This window comes from Caulobacter sp., assembly GCF_039596335.1.
Taxonomy (GTDB): domain Bacteria; phylum Pseudomonadota; class Alphaproteobacteria; order Caulobacterales; family Caulobacteraceae; genus Caulobacter.
Genome location: NZ_JBCNJZ010000004.1, coordinates 43,799 through 58,817, shown reverse-complemented (window position 1 = coordinate 58,817; position 15,019 = coordinate 43,799). Strand labels below are relative to the sequence as shown.

15 protein-coding genes are annotated in these 15,019 nt (G+C 67.6%); 11 read left to right on the top strand and 4 right to left on the bottom strand.

Annotated features, from left to right (window positions below; genetic code table 11):
• Positions 1-29: 29 nt before the first annotated feature.
• Positions 30-485, bottom strand: coding sequence for a hypothetical protein (locus ABDW31_RS09310; RefSeq protein WP_184720905.1), 456 nt, complete (start codon positions 483-485; stop codon positions 30-32).
• Between the two features lie 361 nt (positions 486-846).
• On the opposite strand from ABDW31_RS09310, the gene serS reads away from it, so the two are divergent.
• The 5 genes from serS (at position 847) to ABDW31_RS09285 (ending at position 6,638) form a co-directional block, all read left to right on the top strand.
• Complete coding sequence (gene serS, locus ABDW31_RS09305) at positions 847-2,142, top strand: serine--tRNA ligase (protein ID WP_343698506.1); 1,296 nt, start codon at positions 847-849, stop codon at positions 2,140-2,142.
• Entirely contained in the window at positions 2,139-2,936 is a 798-nt protein-coding gene (gene surE / locus ABDW31_RS09300) for a 5'/3'-nucleotidase SurE (RefSeq protein WP_184720901.1), read from the top strand. The genes serS and surE overlap by 4 nt, the downstream gene beginning before the upstream one ends.
• Positions 2,933-3,616 (top strand): protein-L-isoaspartate(D-aspartate) O-methyltransferase, encoded by a 684-nt coding sequence (locus ABDW31_RS09295; protein WP_184720899.1) that lies wholly within the window; start codon positions 2,933-2,935, stop codon positions 3,614-3,616. The genes surE and ABDW31_RS09295 overlap by 4 nt, the downstream gene beginning before the upstream one ends.
• A gap of 90 nt (positions 3,617-3,706) precedes the next feature.
• The gene (locus tag ABDW31_RS09290; protein ID WP_343698505.1) at positions 3,707-5,569 is read left to right on the top strand and encodes a LysM peptidoglycan-binding domain-containing protein; all 1,863 of its coding nucleotides are present in this window, start codon (positions 3,707-3,709) and stop codon (positions 5,567-5,569) included.
• A gap of 142 nt (positions 5,570-5,711) precedes the next feature.
• Positions 5,712-6,638, top strand: coding sequence for an alpha/beta hydrolase-fold protein (locus ABDW31_RS09285; RefSeq protein WP_184720895.1), 927 nt, complete (start codon positions 5,712-5,714; stop codon positions 6,636-6,638).
• Here the strand turns inward: ABDW31_RS09285 and ABDW31_RS09280 are convergent.
• Together ABDW31_RS09280 and ABDW31_RS09275 are read right to left on the bottom strand one after the other, a co-directional pair.
• The gene (locus tag ABDW31_RS09280) at positions 6,635-6,919 is read right to left on the bottom strand and encodes a hypothetical protein (protein ID WP_343698504.1); all 285 of its coding nucleotides are present in this window, start codon (positions 6,917-6,919) and stop codon (positions 6,635-6,637) included. The genes ABDW31_RS09285 and ABDW31_RS09280 overlap by 4 nt on opposite strands.
• Positions 6,920-6,941: 22 nt before the next feature.
• Positions 6,942-7,781 (bottom strand): ATP-binding protein, encoded by an 840-nt coding sequence (locus tag ABDW31_RS09275; protein ID WP_343698503.1) that lies wholly within the window; start codon positions 7,779-7,781, stop codon positions 6,942-6,944.
• A 120-nt stretch (positions 7,782-7,901) separates the two neighbouring features.
• On the opposite strand from ABDW31_RS09275, the gene yajC reads away from it, so the two are divergent.
• From yajC to ABDW31_RS09245, 6 genes are all read left to right on the top strand, one after another.
• Positions 7,902-8,207, top strand: a complete 306-nt coding sequence (yajC, locus tag ABDW31_RS09270; protein ID WP_343698502.1) for a preprotein translocase subunit YajC — start codon at positions 7,902-7,904, stop codon at positions 8,205-8,207.
• A gap of 58 nt (positions 8,208-8,265) precedes the next feature.
• Entirely contained in the window at positions 8,266-9,864 is a 1,599-nt protein-coding gene (secD, locus tag ABDW31_RS09265) for a protein translocase subunit SecD (RefSeq protein ID WP_184720888.1), read from the top strand.
• Between the two features lie 11 nt (positions 9,865-9,875).
• Entirely contained in the window at positions 9,876-10,826 is a 951-nt protein-coding gene (secF, locus tag ABDW31_RS09260; RefSeq protein WP_343698501.1) for a protein translocase subunit SecF, read from the top strand.
• Positions 10,826-11,179, top strand: a complete 354-nt coding sequence (locus tag ABDW31_RS09255; RefSeq protein WP_184720884.1) for an MTH938/NDUFAF3 family protein — start codon at positions 10,826-10,828, stop codon at positions 11,177-11,179. The genes secF and ABDW31_RS09255 overlap by 1 nt, the downstream gene beginning before the upstream one ends.
• A gap of 153 nt (positions 11,180-11,332) precedes the next feature.
• Entirely contained in the window at positions 11,333-11,947 is a 615-nt protein-coding gene (locus ABDW31_RS09250) for a urate hydroxylase PuuD (RefSeq protein WP_184720882.1), read from the top strand.
• Between the two features lie 65 nt (positions 11,948-12,012).
• Positions 12,013-12,726, top strand: a complete 714-nt coding sequence (locus ABDW31_RS09245) for a squalene/phytoene synthase family protein (protein ID WP_343698500.1) — start codon at positions 12,013-12,015, stop codon at positions 12,724-12,726.
• Positions 12,727-12,742: 16 nt separating this feature from the next.
• Here ABDW31_RS09245 and ABDW31_RS09240 read toward each other — a convergent pair whose 3' ends face one another.
• Positions 12,743-14,833, bottom strand: a complete 2,091-nt coding sequence (locus ABDW31_RS09240; protein WP_343698499.1) for a S9 family peptidase — start codon at positions 14,831-14,833, stop codon at positions 12,743-12,745.
• Positions 14,834-15,019 lie beyond the last annotated feature (186 nt).

Here is a 15,019-nt window from a genome sequence, read left to right as displayed (position 1 = left end):
CCTTCTTCGTTTCGGGAGCCGAGCTTCCGTTAGGCGGCGTCGCCGTTGCGGGCCTGTAGCTGGGCCTTGGCGTTGCGGACGGTGTCGGCCACGCAGGCTTGGTAGCTGACCACGGTCGTGCGCTGCTCGGCCTTGCAGACCGTGCGGGCGGCGGTGCGGATCTCGTTGTGGACCTGGTCCAGGGTCTTGCCCTTCAGGGCGATGCGGACGACCGACACGCTCTGGATCGGCGCGACGCCGGCCTGGCGGGCGCGGTGGATCTGGGCCAGTTGGCGGTTGGCGTTCAGCACCGCGCCGTCGACGCAGGCGTCGCCGTAGCGCTGGGCGTCTTCACCGCAGACAGTCAGGGCGGCGGCCTTGATCTCGGTGGCGACCTGGGCCGAGCTCTTGCCGACGACCGACACGCGGACCTGCGAGGGGGCTGCGTTGGCGGAACCGGCCAGCAGGGCGGCGGCGGTCAGGGTGATGGCGGCGAGCGTCTTCATGATCTTCGAAGTCCTGGGATGGCCCCGGCGGGGCCGTGATGGGGGAAAGCGCACTGGATTGGGCGGCGCTTTTCCGCGCGGCGGATTAAGTCCTCATGACAAAGCGTCGCTAATTGCCGTTAGGAATTAGGGTGTTCATGCGCTTTTGGGTTTGACGCAGGGCAATTCCGTTCCTGGCGGTGGAATTTCTCGACTTCGACGGTCTCGATTTCCGGATTTCGCGCAATGCGACGTGCGGCAGGCGATCTCGCGAACGGATCACGAAGCCGTGGAGACGCTTCGCGCCGATCCGGAAAGCTTGGCGCCCCCGCCGACGCGCCTTAGAGAGAGCGTTTCTCCAGACTCTCCGAGCTAGCGTCCGATGCACGACATCAAGGCCATCCGCGACAATCCTGAAGCCTTTGACCTGGTCTGGTCGGCCAAGGGGCGCTCGGGCGCGGTTGCTGAAGCCGTCAAGCTGGACGCCCAGCTGCGCGCCGCCCAGACGGCGCTGCAAGAGGCCCAGGCCAAGCGCAACGAGGCCTCCAAGCTGATCGGCCAGGCCAAGGCCAAGAAGGACGAAGCCGAAGCTGCGCGCCTGATGGCCGAGGTCGAGAGCCTGAAGACGATCATGGCCGCAGCCTCTGAAGAGGAAGCCTTGGTCGGCGCGAAGCTGAAGGATCTGCTGTCCAGCCTGCCCAACATCCCTGCGCCGGAAGTGCCGCAGGGCGAGGACGAGGCGGGCAATGTCGAGCAGCGCCGTTGGGGCGACGCCGCCAAGCTGCCGGCCGGCCGCCTGAACGCGCCGAAGGACCACGTCGATCTGGGCGCGGCCCTGGGCGGCATGGACTTCGAGGCGGCCGCCCGCATGAGCGGCGCGCGCTTCGTGGTCCTGAAGAAGGAAATCGCCCGCCTGGAGCGCGCCATCGGCCAGTTCATGCTGGACCTGCAGACGGTCGAGCACGGCTACACCGAGGTCTCGCCCCCGCTGCTGGTGCGCGACGAGGCACTGTACGGCACCGGCCAGCTGCCGAAGTTCGCCGATGACCTGTTCCACACCACCGACGAGCGTTGGCTGATCCCGACCGCCGAGGTCTCGCTGACCAACATCGTGCGCGAGCAGATCACCGCCGAGGAAGAGCTGCCGCTGCGCCTGACGGCCCTGACGCCGTCGTTCCGCGCCGAGGCCGGTTCGGCCGGTCGCGACACCCGCGGCATGATCCGCCAGCACCAGTTCTACAAGGTCGAGCTGGTCTCGATCACCACGCCCGACCAGTCCGAAGCCGAGCACGACCGCATGGTCGAGTGCGCCGAGGCCGTGCTGAAGAAGCTGGACCTGCCGTTCCGCACCATGCTGCTGTGCACCGGCGACATGGGTTTTGGCGCGAAGAAGACCTTCGACCTGGAAGTCTGGCTGCCGTCGCAGGGCATGTATCGCGAGATCAGCTCGTGCTCGAACTGCGGTGACTTCCAGGCCCGCCGCATGGACGCCCGCTATCGCAAGACCGGTGAGAAGGGCGGCCACTTCGTGCACACCCTGAACGGCTCGGGCCTGGCCGTCGGCCGCACCCTGGTGGCCGTGCTGGAAAACTATCAGGACGAGGCCGGCCGCATCCACATCCCGGCCGCGCTGCAGCCCTATATGGGCGGCGTGACGCACATCGGGCGCGCTGCGTGAGGATCCTCCTCACCAACGACGACGGCATCCACGCGCCGGGCCTGGTGGCCCTGGAGAAGATCGCCCGCGCCCTGACCGACGACGTCTGGATCTGCGCGCCGGAATACGAGCAGTCGGGCGCCAGTCGGGCCCTGACCTTGTCGGATCCGATCCGCGTGCGGAAGCTGGATGACCGCCGCTTCGCCGTCGAGGGCACGCCCACCGACTGCGTGATGATGGCCGTGCAGCAGCTGATCGACGGCCCCGCGCCCGATCTGGTGCTGTCGGGCGTCAATCGCGGCCAGAACATCGCCGAGGACGTCACCCTGTCGGGCACCGTCGCCGGCGCGATCGAGGGCATGGCCCACGGCATTCCGTCCATCGCCCTGTCGCAGGCCATGACCTACTGGCACGACGAGATCGTCGCCCACTGGGAGACGGCCGAGCACTTCGGTCCCGGCATCGTTCAACGCCTGCTGGAGATCGGCTGGGCCAAGGACGTGGTGATGAACGTCAACTTCCCGGCCTTGCCGCCGGAAGAGGTCAATGCGGTCGAGGTGACCCGTCAGGGCTTTCGCGACGGCATGCTGCGCAACATGGAAAGGCGCACCGACCTGCGCGGTCGCGACTACTACTGGATGGGCTTCTCGGCCAAGGCGTCCGCGCCGGCAGACGGCACCGATCTGAAGGCCGTCTACGAGGGCCGCATCTCGGTCACGCCGCTGCATATCGACCTGACGCACCATGAGACCGTCCACGCGTTGAAGGGCGTGCTGGGCGGGGCGCCGCCGAAGGTGAAGGCTCCGGAAGCATGAGCGCACGGCCAAATAGCGAACGGACAGGCAAGGCCGCCGAGAACGCCAAGGCCGACCTGCCGCGCCTGATGCAGGCCCTGCGCGACCAGGGGGTGACCGATCCGCTGGTGCTGAAGGCCATCGAGACCACGCCGCGCGACCTGTTCACGCCGGACCTGTTCAAGGAACGCTCGTGGGAGGATTCGGCCCTGCCGATCGCCTGCGGCCAGACGATCAGCCAACCCTATATCGTCGGCCTGATGACCCAGGCCCTGACGATCGAGCCGCGCTGCCGGGTGCTGGAGATCGGCACCGGCTCGGGCTACCAGACCACGATCCTCAGCAAGGTTTCGCGCCTCGTCTACACGATCGAGCGCTACCGCACGCTGATGAAGGAGGCCGAAGGCCGCTTCAACACGCTGGGCTTGACCAATGTCATCACCAAATTCGGTGACGGCGGCGAAGGTTGGGCCGAGCAAGCGCCGTTTGACCGCATTATGGTCACGGCTGCAGCGGAAGATGATCCTAAGCGGCTGCTTTCGCAGCTGAAACCCAATGGCGTGCTGGTCGCGCCGGTGGGGAAGGGCCCCGTCCAGAGCCTTCGTCGCTACGCCGGCGACGGCAAGGGCGGGTTCAGGGTCGAGATTCTTTGCGATGTGCGCTTCGTGCCCCTGCTGGCCGGCGTCGCCAAGGATCAATGAGGGTTGGGGGGCGTTTCGGCGCATCCCTGTGTTAGCGATTGATTTACCCTGGCGGAGCCCTCTGGCGGTTCCGGCAGGAAAGGAGACGTCATGAGGCAGTTGTGGACGCAAGCGGCGGTGATCGCCCTGACGGCTGGAACGCTCTCCGCCTGCGCGACCAACGCGCCGCAATATCCGTCGCGTGAGGGCGAGGCCCCTGCGCCGGCCCGCACGGCGCCGACGCCGAATTTCCCGATCACCCAGGGACCCGCCTCCACCGCGCCTAGCGAGCCCAGCGACGCCGGCGCGACCCTGCCGCCGCCGACCCCGCCGGCGCAGAGCCAGCCGATCGCGCCTGTCAGCCGTTCGGACCTGCCGCCGCCGCCCGCCGCCCAGCCGCCGGCCCCCGCGCCGCAGCCGACGCTGCGCCCGGTTCCGCCGCGCACCGTGGTCACCACCACCGTCGCCGGCCCGGTCGTCAATGTTCCCGGCAAGCCTCAGGTCCGGACTGTCGGGTCCGGTGACGCCCTGGACGCCATCGCCCGCGGCATGGGCTCGACCCGCGCCGAGCTGGTCAAGCTGAACGACCTGAAGCCACCGTATAACCTGAAGCTGGGCCAGAAGATCAAAGGCCCGGCCAAGGACGACCAGAAGGCCTATGTCGTCCAGACCGGCGACACCATGTTCTCGATCGCCAAGCGTTTCAGCGTGACCTCGGCCGCCCTGGCCGAGGAGAACGACCTGTCGTCGGGCGCGGCGATCAAGAAGGGCCAGAAGCTGATCCTGCCGGACGGCTACAAGGACAAGGGCCCGACCAAGACCACGACGGTGATCCCGGGCACGCCCGTGCCGGTCCCGACCACCACCCTGGCCGGCGCTGCGCCGACGCCGTCGCGTCCGACCTATCAGCCCGAGCCGACCCCACAGCCGACCACGGTCAGCAGCACGACCACCACCACCAGCGTCACCGGTTCGGTCGTTACGGTCGCCGGTCCGCGCCAGATCCACACGGTCAAGTCGGGCGACACCCTGACGGCGATCGCCCGCAAGTTCGACATGAGCGTCAAGGAACTGGCCGACGCCAACGACCTGGACAGCAGCAAGCCGCTGAAGCTGGGCGCCAAGATCAAGGGCCCGGCCAGCTCCGCGAAAGCGTATGTGGTTGGCGGCGGCGACACCCTGGCCGCGGTCGGCAAGCGCTTCAGCGTCTCGGCCAAGGAACTGGCCGACGAGAACGACATCCGCATCAACGCCTCGCTGCGCAACGGCCAGCGCCTGCGCCTGCCCGACGGCTATCGCGACAAGGGCCCGATCAAGACCACGACGACGGTGACCCGTCCCGCGCCGACCCCGGCCGCGCCGAGCAACACCTACGCCCGCGCCGAGACGCCGACGCCGACCCCGGCGCCCCGTCGTGTCGAGCCGACCCCGTCGACGCCGTCGGCGCCGATCCCGTACACGACCGTGCGTCCCAACGCGCCGGTCGCCGCCCAGCCCGTGACGCCGCCGGCGTCGACGGCGCGTCCGATCATCGAGAGCAGCGCCGCCCCGACCGAGGCCGAGATCATCGCCTCGGGCAAGGGCAAGTTCGTCTGGCCGGTGCGCGGCGAGGTGATCTCCAGCTTCGGCGTCAAGGGCACGGGCCAGCGTAACGACGGCCTGGACATCCGCGCGTCCCAGGGCACGCCGGTGGTCGCCGCCGCCGACGGCGAAGTGGCCTATGCCGGCAACCAGGTTCCGGCCTTCGGCAACCTGGTGCTGGTCAAGCACGCCGACGGCTGGGTTACGGCCTACGCCCATCTTTCGACCACGGCCGTGAAGATGCGCCAGCAGGTGCGCCAGGGCGAGCAACTGGGCGCGGTCGGCCAGACGGGCGGCGCCGCCGAACCCAAGCTGCACTTCGAAATGCGCTACGCCCCGACCGCCAAGGACAAGGCCAAGCCGGTCGATCCCGGCCTGGTGCTGCCGCGCTAAGGCGAACGCGATCGCTGAAACTTGGACGGCCCGTTTCGAAAGAGGCGGGCCGTTCTGCTGTCCACAGGAAACCTCATTGCGGGTAACCCTTTGCGCGCCAAGCCTCGCCTAAGGTCGTGCGCCGATAGGGCAGGGAGCAGCCATGGCTTTGCGGATTCTGGGTTTGGCGTCGGCGCTGACTTTGGGGCTGGCCAGCTGCGACGACGGCGGCGCCAAGGTCGAGACCGGCGCGGGCATCACGGCCGTCGAGACGCCCGGCGCGCCTCAGCCGACGCCCTTCGCGATCGAGAACAGCGCCGTCATCCCGATCCGGTCTAGGGCCAGCCGCCGCGACTACGAGATCTTCGTCAAGACGCCGCCGGGCTACGACAAGCCTCAGAACGCCGGCCGGCGCTATCCCGTGATCTATCTGACCGACGGGCCCTACACCTTCCAGGTGGCCTCGGGGATTTCGCGCGTGCCGTTCAGCCAGGCGCGGTTCGACGAGTTCGTCATCGTCGGCCTGTCCTGGGCCAAGGGCGATGCGCCGGCCGACAGCCGTCGGCGCGACCTGACGCCGTGGCGCGATCCGCAGATCAAGGGCGAGACCGGCGGCGGTCCAGCCCATTTCGCCTTCCTCAAGGACGAGGTGATGCCGCTGGTCGAGGGGCGCTATCGCATCGATCCGGCCGAGCGCACGCTTGCGGGGCAGTCTTACGGCGCGATCTTCGGGCTATGGGTGCTGTTCCACGCGCCCGAGACGTTCGACAATTACATCCTGACCAGCCCGTCGATCTGGTACGCCGATAAGCAGGCCCTCAAGGACGAAGCGGCCTATGCCGCCGTGCACAAGGATCTGAAGGCCAACCTCTACCTCGCCGTCGGTTCGCGCGAACACCCTGGCGCCGGCGGCTGTCCCGGTTGCGATCACGACATGGTCGCCGACCAGGCCTTACTGGCGAAGACCTTGAAGTCACGCAACTACCCGGGCCTGCGCGTGCGCGCCGAGGTGGTCGAGGACGGCTATCACGAGACCACGTTCCCGATCGGTCTGATGCGCGGGATGCAGCAGCTGTACCTGAAGGACTAGTCCTTCTGCTTCCAGCTGAACCAGGGGCGGTCGCTCTTGGCCCGGCCAACCAGGATGAGGGCCAGGATCAGGAGGACCCTCAGGGTCGGCTCCAGCCAAGGATGGGCCTTGGTCAAGGCGTCAGGGATGGCGTGGAGGCTGAACAGCGCCACCACGAACGCCACCATCACCGCCCAGCCTTCCCAACTGCAGGGGAGGTCAGCGCCGTAGCCGTAGACCTTCGTCCGAAACCAGGGCTTGCCCATCAGGTCCTCGCGGTGGAGCGGTGGCTCACTATCCACCTATCCGCGATCTCTGAAAAGCCTAGCCGGGCAGCTTGACGCCCAGTTCGCCGGCCAGGTCGCGAACGAACTGCCAGGCCACGCGGCCCGAGCGGCCGCCGCGCTGGGTCGACCATTGGAGGGCGCGGCGGTCCAGGGTCGGATCCGACAGGCCAAACCGCTCGGCATAGGCGTGGATGGCGGCCAGGTAGGTGTCCTGGTCCATGGGCGGGAAGCCGATCCACAGGCCGAAGCGGTCGGAGACGCTCATCTCTTCTTCAGCGTTCTCGGCGGCGGCGATGGCGCCCTGGCTCTCGACGTGGTCGCGCGGCATCAGGTGGCGGCGATTCGAGGTGGCCACGAACAGCACGTTCTCCGGCGGACCCGAGACGCCGCCTTCCAGCGCCGACTTCAGGGCCTTGGCCGCGGCGGCGCCGTCCTCGAACGAGAGATCGTCGCACAGCACCACGAAGCGTTCGCCACGCGTGCGCAGCAGATCAAAGAGCGGGGGGAGGGCAGCGACCTCGTCGCGATCGACCTCGATCAGCTTCAGGTCCGGATATTCATTGGCCAGGGCGACAAAGGCGGCCTTGGTCACCGAGCTCTTGCCGGTGCCGCGCACGCCCCACAGCAGCACGTGGTTGCACGACAGGCCCACGGCGAAACGGCGCAGGTTCTCGACGAAGCGGGTCTTCTGGCGGTCGATGCCGACCAGCAGGTCCAGCGACAGCGGATAGTCCGGCGCGGCCACGAAGGCGCCGGCGAGCGGCTCGTGCCGGAACAGGCGCGCACCCGAGAAGTCGGGGGCGGCGGGCGGCGGCGGCGCCAGGCGCTCCAGGGCGTCGGCGATGCGGGCGAGAAGGGGCGCGGTCACGTCGGTCATAGCCTCGCTCCATACCGGGCGCGGTCGCATTGCAAAAGGGGAGGCGAACGCATAGCTTCCGCCGACTTGGCGCGACCCTATCTAACGGCGGCGCGCCGCACGGAATTTCTCGGAGTACCTATGAACAACCTCAACGCCCAGATCATTCAGCTCGCTCCCATCCTGCTGATGGTCGTGCTGTTCTACTTCATGCTGATCCGTCCTCAGCAGAAGCGCGCCAAAGAGCACCAGACGATGCTGGGTAACCTGAAGCGCAACGACACCGTCGTGCTGTCGAGCGGCGTGATCGGCAAGGTCGCCCGCGTCGAGGACAAGGAAGTCGGCGTCGAGATCGCCACCGGCGTGACCGTGAAGGTCGTGAAGGGCATGATCACCGAAGTCCGCGCCAAGGGTGAGCCGGCCGCGGCCAACGACGCCAAGAACTAAGCGACCAAAGTCCCCTGCGAGGCGTCCGTAGCGGCGTCGCCTGAAAAGTCACCGATCCATGCTGACCCTCTCCCGCTGGAAGATCATCGCCGTCACCCTGTCGGTGATCTTCGGCATTCTGTTCTCCTTGCCCAACGTGCTTCCTCAGAAGACGCTGGACGCCCTGCCTGGCTGGCTCCCGCACAAGAAGCTGAACCTCGGCCTCGACCTGCAAGGCGGCTCGTATCTGCTGTACGAGGTCGACACCGACGCGCTGCACCGCGAGCGTCTGTCGAACCTGCTGGAGGACACCCGCACCCAGCTGCGCAACGAGCGGATGCCGTTCGGCGAGCTGGCCCTGCAGGGCGAGGTGGTCACGGTCCGCATCGGTGACGCCGCGCGCTATGACGACGCCGTCAGCCTGCTGCGCCGGAACCTGGGCGCGCCCCTGGCCGGCGCGATCGGCGGCAAGGACGTCTCGGTCAATGGCCGTGGCGACCAGCGCATCGAGGTCCGCTTCGTTCCCGAGGCCGCCCGCGCCGACGCCGCCAAGGCCGTCGACCAGTCGATCGAGACGATCCGTCGCCGTATCGATAGCCTGGGCACCAAGGAACCCTCGATCAACCGTCAGGGCTCCAACCGGATCATGATCCAGGCCCCGGGCGAGAGCGACCCGCAGAAGCTGATCGCCGTGGTCGGCAAGACCGCCAAGCTCACCTTCCAGATGGTCGACGAGACGGTCACCGCCGAGGACATCGCCGCCGGCCGCATCCCGCCGGACGCCGAACTGCTGCAAAGCGAAGACCAGTACGCCCCGGTGTATGTGGTCAAGCGCCGCGCCGTCGTCTCGGGCGACGAACTGACCAACGCCTCGCAAAGCTTCGACCAGAACGGCCGTCCGGCCGTGGCCTTCGCCTTCAACGGCTCGGGCGCGCGCAAGTTCGGCGACGTCACGATGCGCAACCGCGACAAGCGCTTCGCCATCGTGCTGGATAAGAAGGTCATCTCGGCCCCGGTGATCAACGACCCGATCACGGGCGGCAACGGCATCATCACCGGCAACTTCACGGCCCAGAGCGCCAGCGAGTTGGCCCTGCTGCTGCGTTCGGGCGCCCTGCCAGCCCCGCTGAACATCGAAGACCAGCGCACCGTGACCGCCGAACTCGGCGCCGACGCCGTGCGCGCCGGCTCGATCTCGCTGGCCATCGGCGCAGTGGCGATGTTCGTCTTCGTGATCCTGGCCTACGGCCTGTTCGGGGTGTTCTCGGCCATCGCCCTGGTGGTCAACGTGCTGCTGATCATCGGCATCATGTCGTTCAGCCAGGCGACGCTGACCTTCCCCGGCATCGCCGGCCTGATCCTGACCCTGGCCGTGGCCGTCGACGCCAACGTTCTGATCTACGAGCGGATGCGCGACGAATCCCACGCCGGGCGAACGCCCATGGCCGCGGCCGACTATGGCTACAAGCTGGCCCTGACCTCGATCCTGGACGCCAACATCACCAGCCTGATCTCGGGCCTGATCATGTTCAGCTTCGGCTCGGGCCCGGTGAAGGGCTTCGCCTGGACCCTGGTGATCGGCGTGTTCACGTCGCTGTTCACCGCCATCTTCATCACCCAAGTGCTCATCGGCTGGTGGTTCAAGACCGCCAAGCCGAAGAAGCTGCCGATCGCATAGGAGATCCGACCATGCGTTGGCCCCTCATTCGCTACATCCCGCGCTCGACCCACTACCGGTTCGTGCGCTGGGCTCCCGTCGCGGCCGTCTTCTCGGCGATCCTCATCGTCGGGGCGATCGCCTCGCTGTTCTTCCACGGCCTGAACCTGGGCATCGACTTCAAGGGCGGCGTCTCGCTGGAAATCGCCATGTCGCGCCCGATCCCGGAGGCCGAGCTGCGCGCGGCCGTCGACAAGATCGGTGTCCATGACGCCCAGGTCCAAGGCTTCGCCAGCCAGCCGAACACGGCGATGGTGAAGTTCCTGCCGGCTGAGGGCGAGGCGGCTTCGGCGGCGTCCAAGCACGTCGAAGCTCAGCTGGTGAAGCAGTTCCCTGACCTTAAGGTGACCAGCCGCTCGGAAGTGGGCGCCAAGGTCTCGGGCGAGCTCTTGATGGGCGGCTTCAAGGCCCTGGGCATCGCCCTGGCCCTGACGCTGGGCTACATCTGGTTCCGCTTCGGCCTGTCGTACGGTTCGGGCGCGGTCGTGGCCGTGATCCACGACATCGTCCTGGTGCTGGGCGTGCTGTCGATCGCCGGCATCGAGTTCTCGATGACCGAGATCGCGGCCCTGCTGACGGTCATCGGCTACTCGATGAACGAGAAGGTCATCACCTTCGACCGCCTCAAGGAAAACCTGCGCAAGTACAAGACCACGCCGCTGCGCGACATCATCGACCTGTCGGAGAACGAGCGTCTGTCGCGGACGATCATCACCGGCACCACGGCCCTGCTGGCCCTGGGCGGCACGATGCTGTTCGGCGGTCCGGTGCTGTTCCCGCTGGTCTTCACCATGGTCATGGGCATCATCATCGGCACCTATTCGTCGATCTACATCGCCCTGCCGCTGATTCTGGTGTGGGGCGTCAAGCGCAACGACGACGACGCCACGCCGATCCGCTTCGGTCAGGCCTCGCGTCCCTGATGCGTCAGCCGCCGTCCATCGACGCCTGGGGCGGCGGCGGCTTTCGGGTCGCCGGCGTCTGGCGGCCCGGCTCGCTGCTGGTCATCGACGACCAGCCGCAGGACTGGGCCGCGACGTCGCTCGCGGACCTCACCCCCGACGCCTTCGCCCAGGTCTTCGCGGCCGGCGGCAGCGTCGAGTTCGTCCTGCTGGGCACGGGCCTGGTCAACGCCCTGCCGCCGCGCCCCGTTCGCGACGCCATCAAGGCGGCGGGCCTGGGCCTGGAGTTCATGAGCACCGAGGCCGCCACCCGGACCTACAACGTCCTGGCCAGCGAAGGCCGGCGCCTGGCCGCGGCGATGATCGCGGTCTGATTTCGCGCTGAGCGCCCCCTCCGTCTCGCTGCGTATCCGCAGCGATCCACCTCCCCCGCAGGCGGGGGAGGTGGCCCGAAGGGCCGGAGGGGGCGCTTTTGCCCGACTCTCCAAATCCCCCTAAGCTCCGCAGAGCAATCGAGGGGGAAACCGATGTCCGGACTGCTGTCCAACTTCCGCAACACCATCATCGTCAGCATCGTGCTGGCCCTGGTCATCGTGCTGGGCTACGGCCACGGCCCTCAGGGCCATAGCGCCGCCTACTTCCAGGCCGTGTTCCGCTTGCTGCACGTCTGGTTCGGCATCCTGTGGATCGGGCTGCTGTACTATTTCAACTTCGTGCAGATCCGGGTGATGCCGCAGATCCCGGCCGAGCTGAAGCCGGCCGTCAGCAAATACATCGCGCCCGAGGCCCTGTTCTGGTTCCGCTGGGCGGCCCTGGCCACCTGGATCATGGGCGTGGTCCTGGCGTTCAGCCGCGGCTATCTGGCCGAGGCGGCGACCCTGGGCCTGTGGGGCGGCTACACCCCCGGCGTCGACATGGGCTTCACCTTCATCGGCACCGGCATGTGGCTGGCCACGGTGATGTTCCTGAACGTCTGGGGCGTGATCTGGCCCAACCAGAAGCGCGCGCTGGGCATCATCGAGGTCGACGCCGAGACCAAGGCGAAGGCCGCCAAGACCGCCATGCTGTTCAGCCGCATCAACGTGCTGCTCAGCATCCCGATGCTGGCGACCATGGCGATGCACCAGACCATCTTCGGCTAAACAGCGCCGCGAAATGCTGTAAGGGGAGGGCCCGCCGCCTTGGCGGGCCTTCTTCGTTTGAGCGCATGGCCGACACCGAAACCCTCGACGATCTCGTCCGCCGCGTCGATCCCGATCGCTGGCTGGCCAGCCGCTTCATCAGCGACGCCGCTGCGCGGGCCGACATCATCGCGCTGTATGGCTTGAACTACGAGCTGGCCCGGGTGGCCGGCGGGGTGTCCAACGCCCTGATGGGCGAGATCCGCCTGACCTGGTGGCGCGAAGCCATGGAAGAGATCGCCGCCGGCAAGCCGCCGCGCAAGCATCCCAATGTCGAGGCCCTGGCCGCCTCCAAGTTCGATCCCAACGCCCTGGCCGCGCTGTCAGAGGCTCGTTTCACCGACCTGGACGAAGGGCCGCTGAAGGACGAGGCCGCGGTCATGGCCTATGTCGACGGCACCGCCGGCGCCCTGGCCGTGCTGGCCGCTCGCCGGCTGGATCCCAGCGCCGATCCGCACGCCGTGAAGGGCGCGGCGCGGGCCTGGGGTCTCTCGGGCCTGTGGCGGCTGAAACAGGCCGGCCGCGCGCGCCTGCCCAGCGACTGGACGCAAGCCGACGTCCAGCGCCGCGTCGAGGACCAGCTGAAGCTGGCCCGCGCCGAGGTGAAAGCTCTGCCGGTCGCGGCCTTCCCAGCCGTGGCCCCGGCGGCCCTGGCCCGCAGCTATGTTGGCCAGCGGGAGTTGGGCGAGCTCGAAAAAAAGGCCCGCCTCACCTTGGCGGTGGCGACGGGCCGATTCTAGCGGCTAGCGCAGGGGCCTACTGCCCCGGACGCTTGTTTCCCGTCCACTGGTCCAGCCAGTCCAGCACTTCCTTGTGCCACTGGACCGAGTTCTGGGCCTTCAGCACCCAGTGGTTCTCATTGGGGAAGTACAAGAGCTTGCTGGGCACGCCCTTGCGCTGCAGAGCACTGAACGTCGCCAGGCCCTGTTCGACGGGGATGCGGTAGTCCAGCTGGCCCTGGACCACCAGCTGCGGCTTGACCCACTTGTCGACGTGGTTCGCCGGATTGAAGGTCTCGTAGGTGGTGTTGGGCTGCCACGGCGTGCCGCCGTTCTCCCACTCGGTGAACCACAGCTCCTCGGTCGCATAGCCCATGGCGCGGGTGTCGAAGACGCCGTCGTGGTTCACCAGGCACTTCCAGGGCGCGTTCCAGTTGCCGGCGATCCAGTTGACCATGTAGCCGCCGTACGAGGCGCCCAGCGCGCAGGCGCGGTCAGCGTCGAGGAAAGAATATTTGGACAGGGCCGCGGCCCAGCCCTTCTGCAGGTCTTCCAGCGGGCGGTCGCCCCAGTGCTGGCTGATCGCGTCGGTGAAGGCCTGGCCGTAGCCGGTCGAGCCGTGGAAATCGACCATCACCACGGCGTAGCCGGCATTGGCGTAGACCTGCGGGTTCCAGCGGTACGACCAGCTGTTGCTGAACGAGCCCTGCGGACCGCCGTGGATTAGGAAGGCGACCGGATATTTCTTGCTGGCGTCATAGTTGGCCGGCTTCAGCACGAAGCCGTGCACGGTCTCGTCGTTCCAGCCCTTGAAATTGAACTGCTCAGGCTCGCCCCAGGCGACGTCCTTGAGGGCCTCGCTGCTGACGCTGGCCACCTTCACCGGACCGCCCTTGGGCAGGGTCATGTAGAGCTCCGACGGGCTCTTCAGCGAGTCGGACGCGTAGACGATGCCGGTCGGACCGACGTCGAAGGCCCCGACATGGCCCTCGCCGGTCAGGGCGGTGACCTTGCCGGTCTTCACGTCGATGGCGAACAGCTTGCCTTGGCCCACGTCCAGGGCGGTGGCGTAGATCGTCTTGCCGTCGCGGCTCCAGGCGATCGAGTCGGCCGAACGGTCCCAGGTCGGGGCCAGTTCACGGGCCTGGCCATTGGCCAGGTCGCGCACGATGATCCCGAAGCGGTCGGCCTCGAAACCCGGGCGCTTCATGGCGCGATAGGCGGCGAACTTGCCGTCGGTCGAATAGACCGGCGCGGCATCCCAGGCCTTGTTGGCCTCGGTCAGGTTGCGCGGCTTGTCCGAGCCGTCCAGCGCCACCGACCAGACGTCGTAGTTGGTGGTCCAGGCCTCGTCCTTGCCGGCCACCTTGGCCGAGAAGGTCAGGGTCTTGCCGTCCGGGCTGATGGTGAAGTCGTCGTCGCCGCCATAGGGCTTGGTGGGCGTGTCGCCGTCGAAGCCCTTCATCAGGTCGATCGCCTGTCCGGTCGCTACGCCGTCGGGACCCAGAGTCCAGGCGAACAGGTGGTTCTGCGTGCCATCGGCCCAGGTGTCCCAGTGGCGCACGAACAGCTTGTCATAGACGACGCCGGTGGCCTTGGTCGCGCCCTTGGCCGCCAGGCGGGCCTCGGTGCAGGACAGGTCGGCGCAGTCGGGAAACACGGCCTGGCCGACGACGATGGTCTTGCCGTCCGGCGCGACGCGGAAGGCCTGCACGTCGAACGGAGCCTTGGTCACCTGGGTCGCGGTCTCGCCCATGACGTCGGTGCGGAACACCTGCTCGGTCCCGCCGGCGCGGCTGGACGAGAAATAGATGGCCTTGCCGTCGGCGCTCCAGCGGCCGCTCGACGCGCCGCCGTCCGAGATCTTCAGCCGGCGCGGGGCCATCTTGGTCTTCAGGTCGGCGACCCACAGCGACATCGCCGCCTTGTTGGCCGGATAGTCCAGGGTGCGCACGGAATAGAGCACGTGGCGGCCGTCCGGCGACACGCGCGGATCGCTCAGGCGGTCCAGGCTGGCCATGTCCTTGGCGGTGAAGACATGAGGCTTTTGCGGGGCCTGGGCGTGGACGGCGGTAGCCGCCGCGGTCAGGGCCACGACGGAGGCGGCGAGGCGCAAGCTCTTGATCATGAAACCGAAATTCCCGGAAACAGTTATCCCTTTTGGCGGCGCAGCCTAGTCCTGCTTTCGCACTACGGCCAGGGGAGCCGGGCAAGAGATTCCCGACCACGGATCGCCGAGCGGCGTTCCGTTTCTACGCGTACGTTCGCATGACAAAAGCGTAATAAAGTCAGCTTCTTAGCGCGTAACAATCCG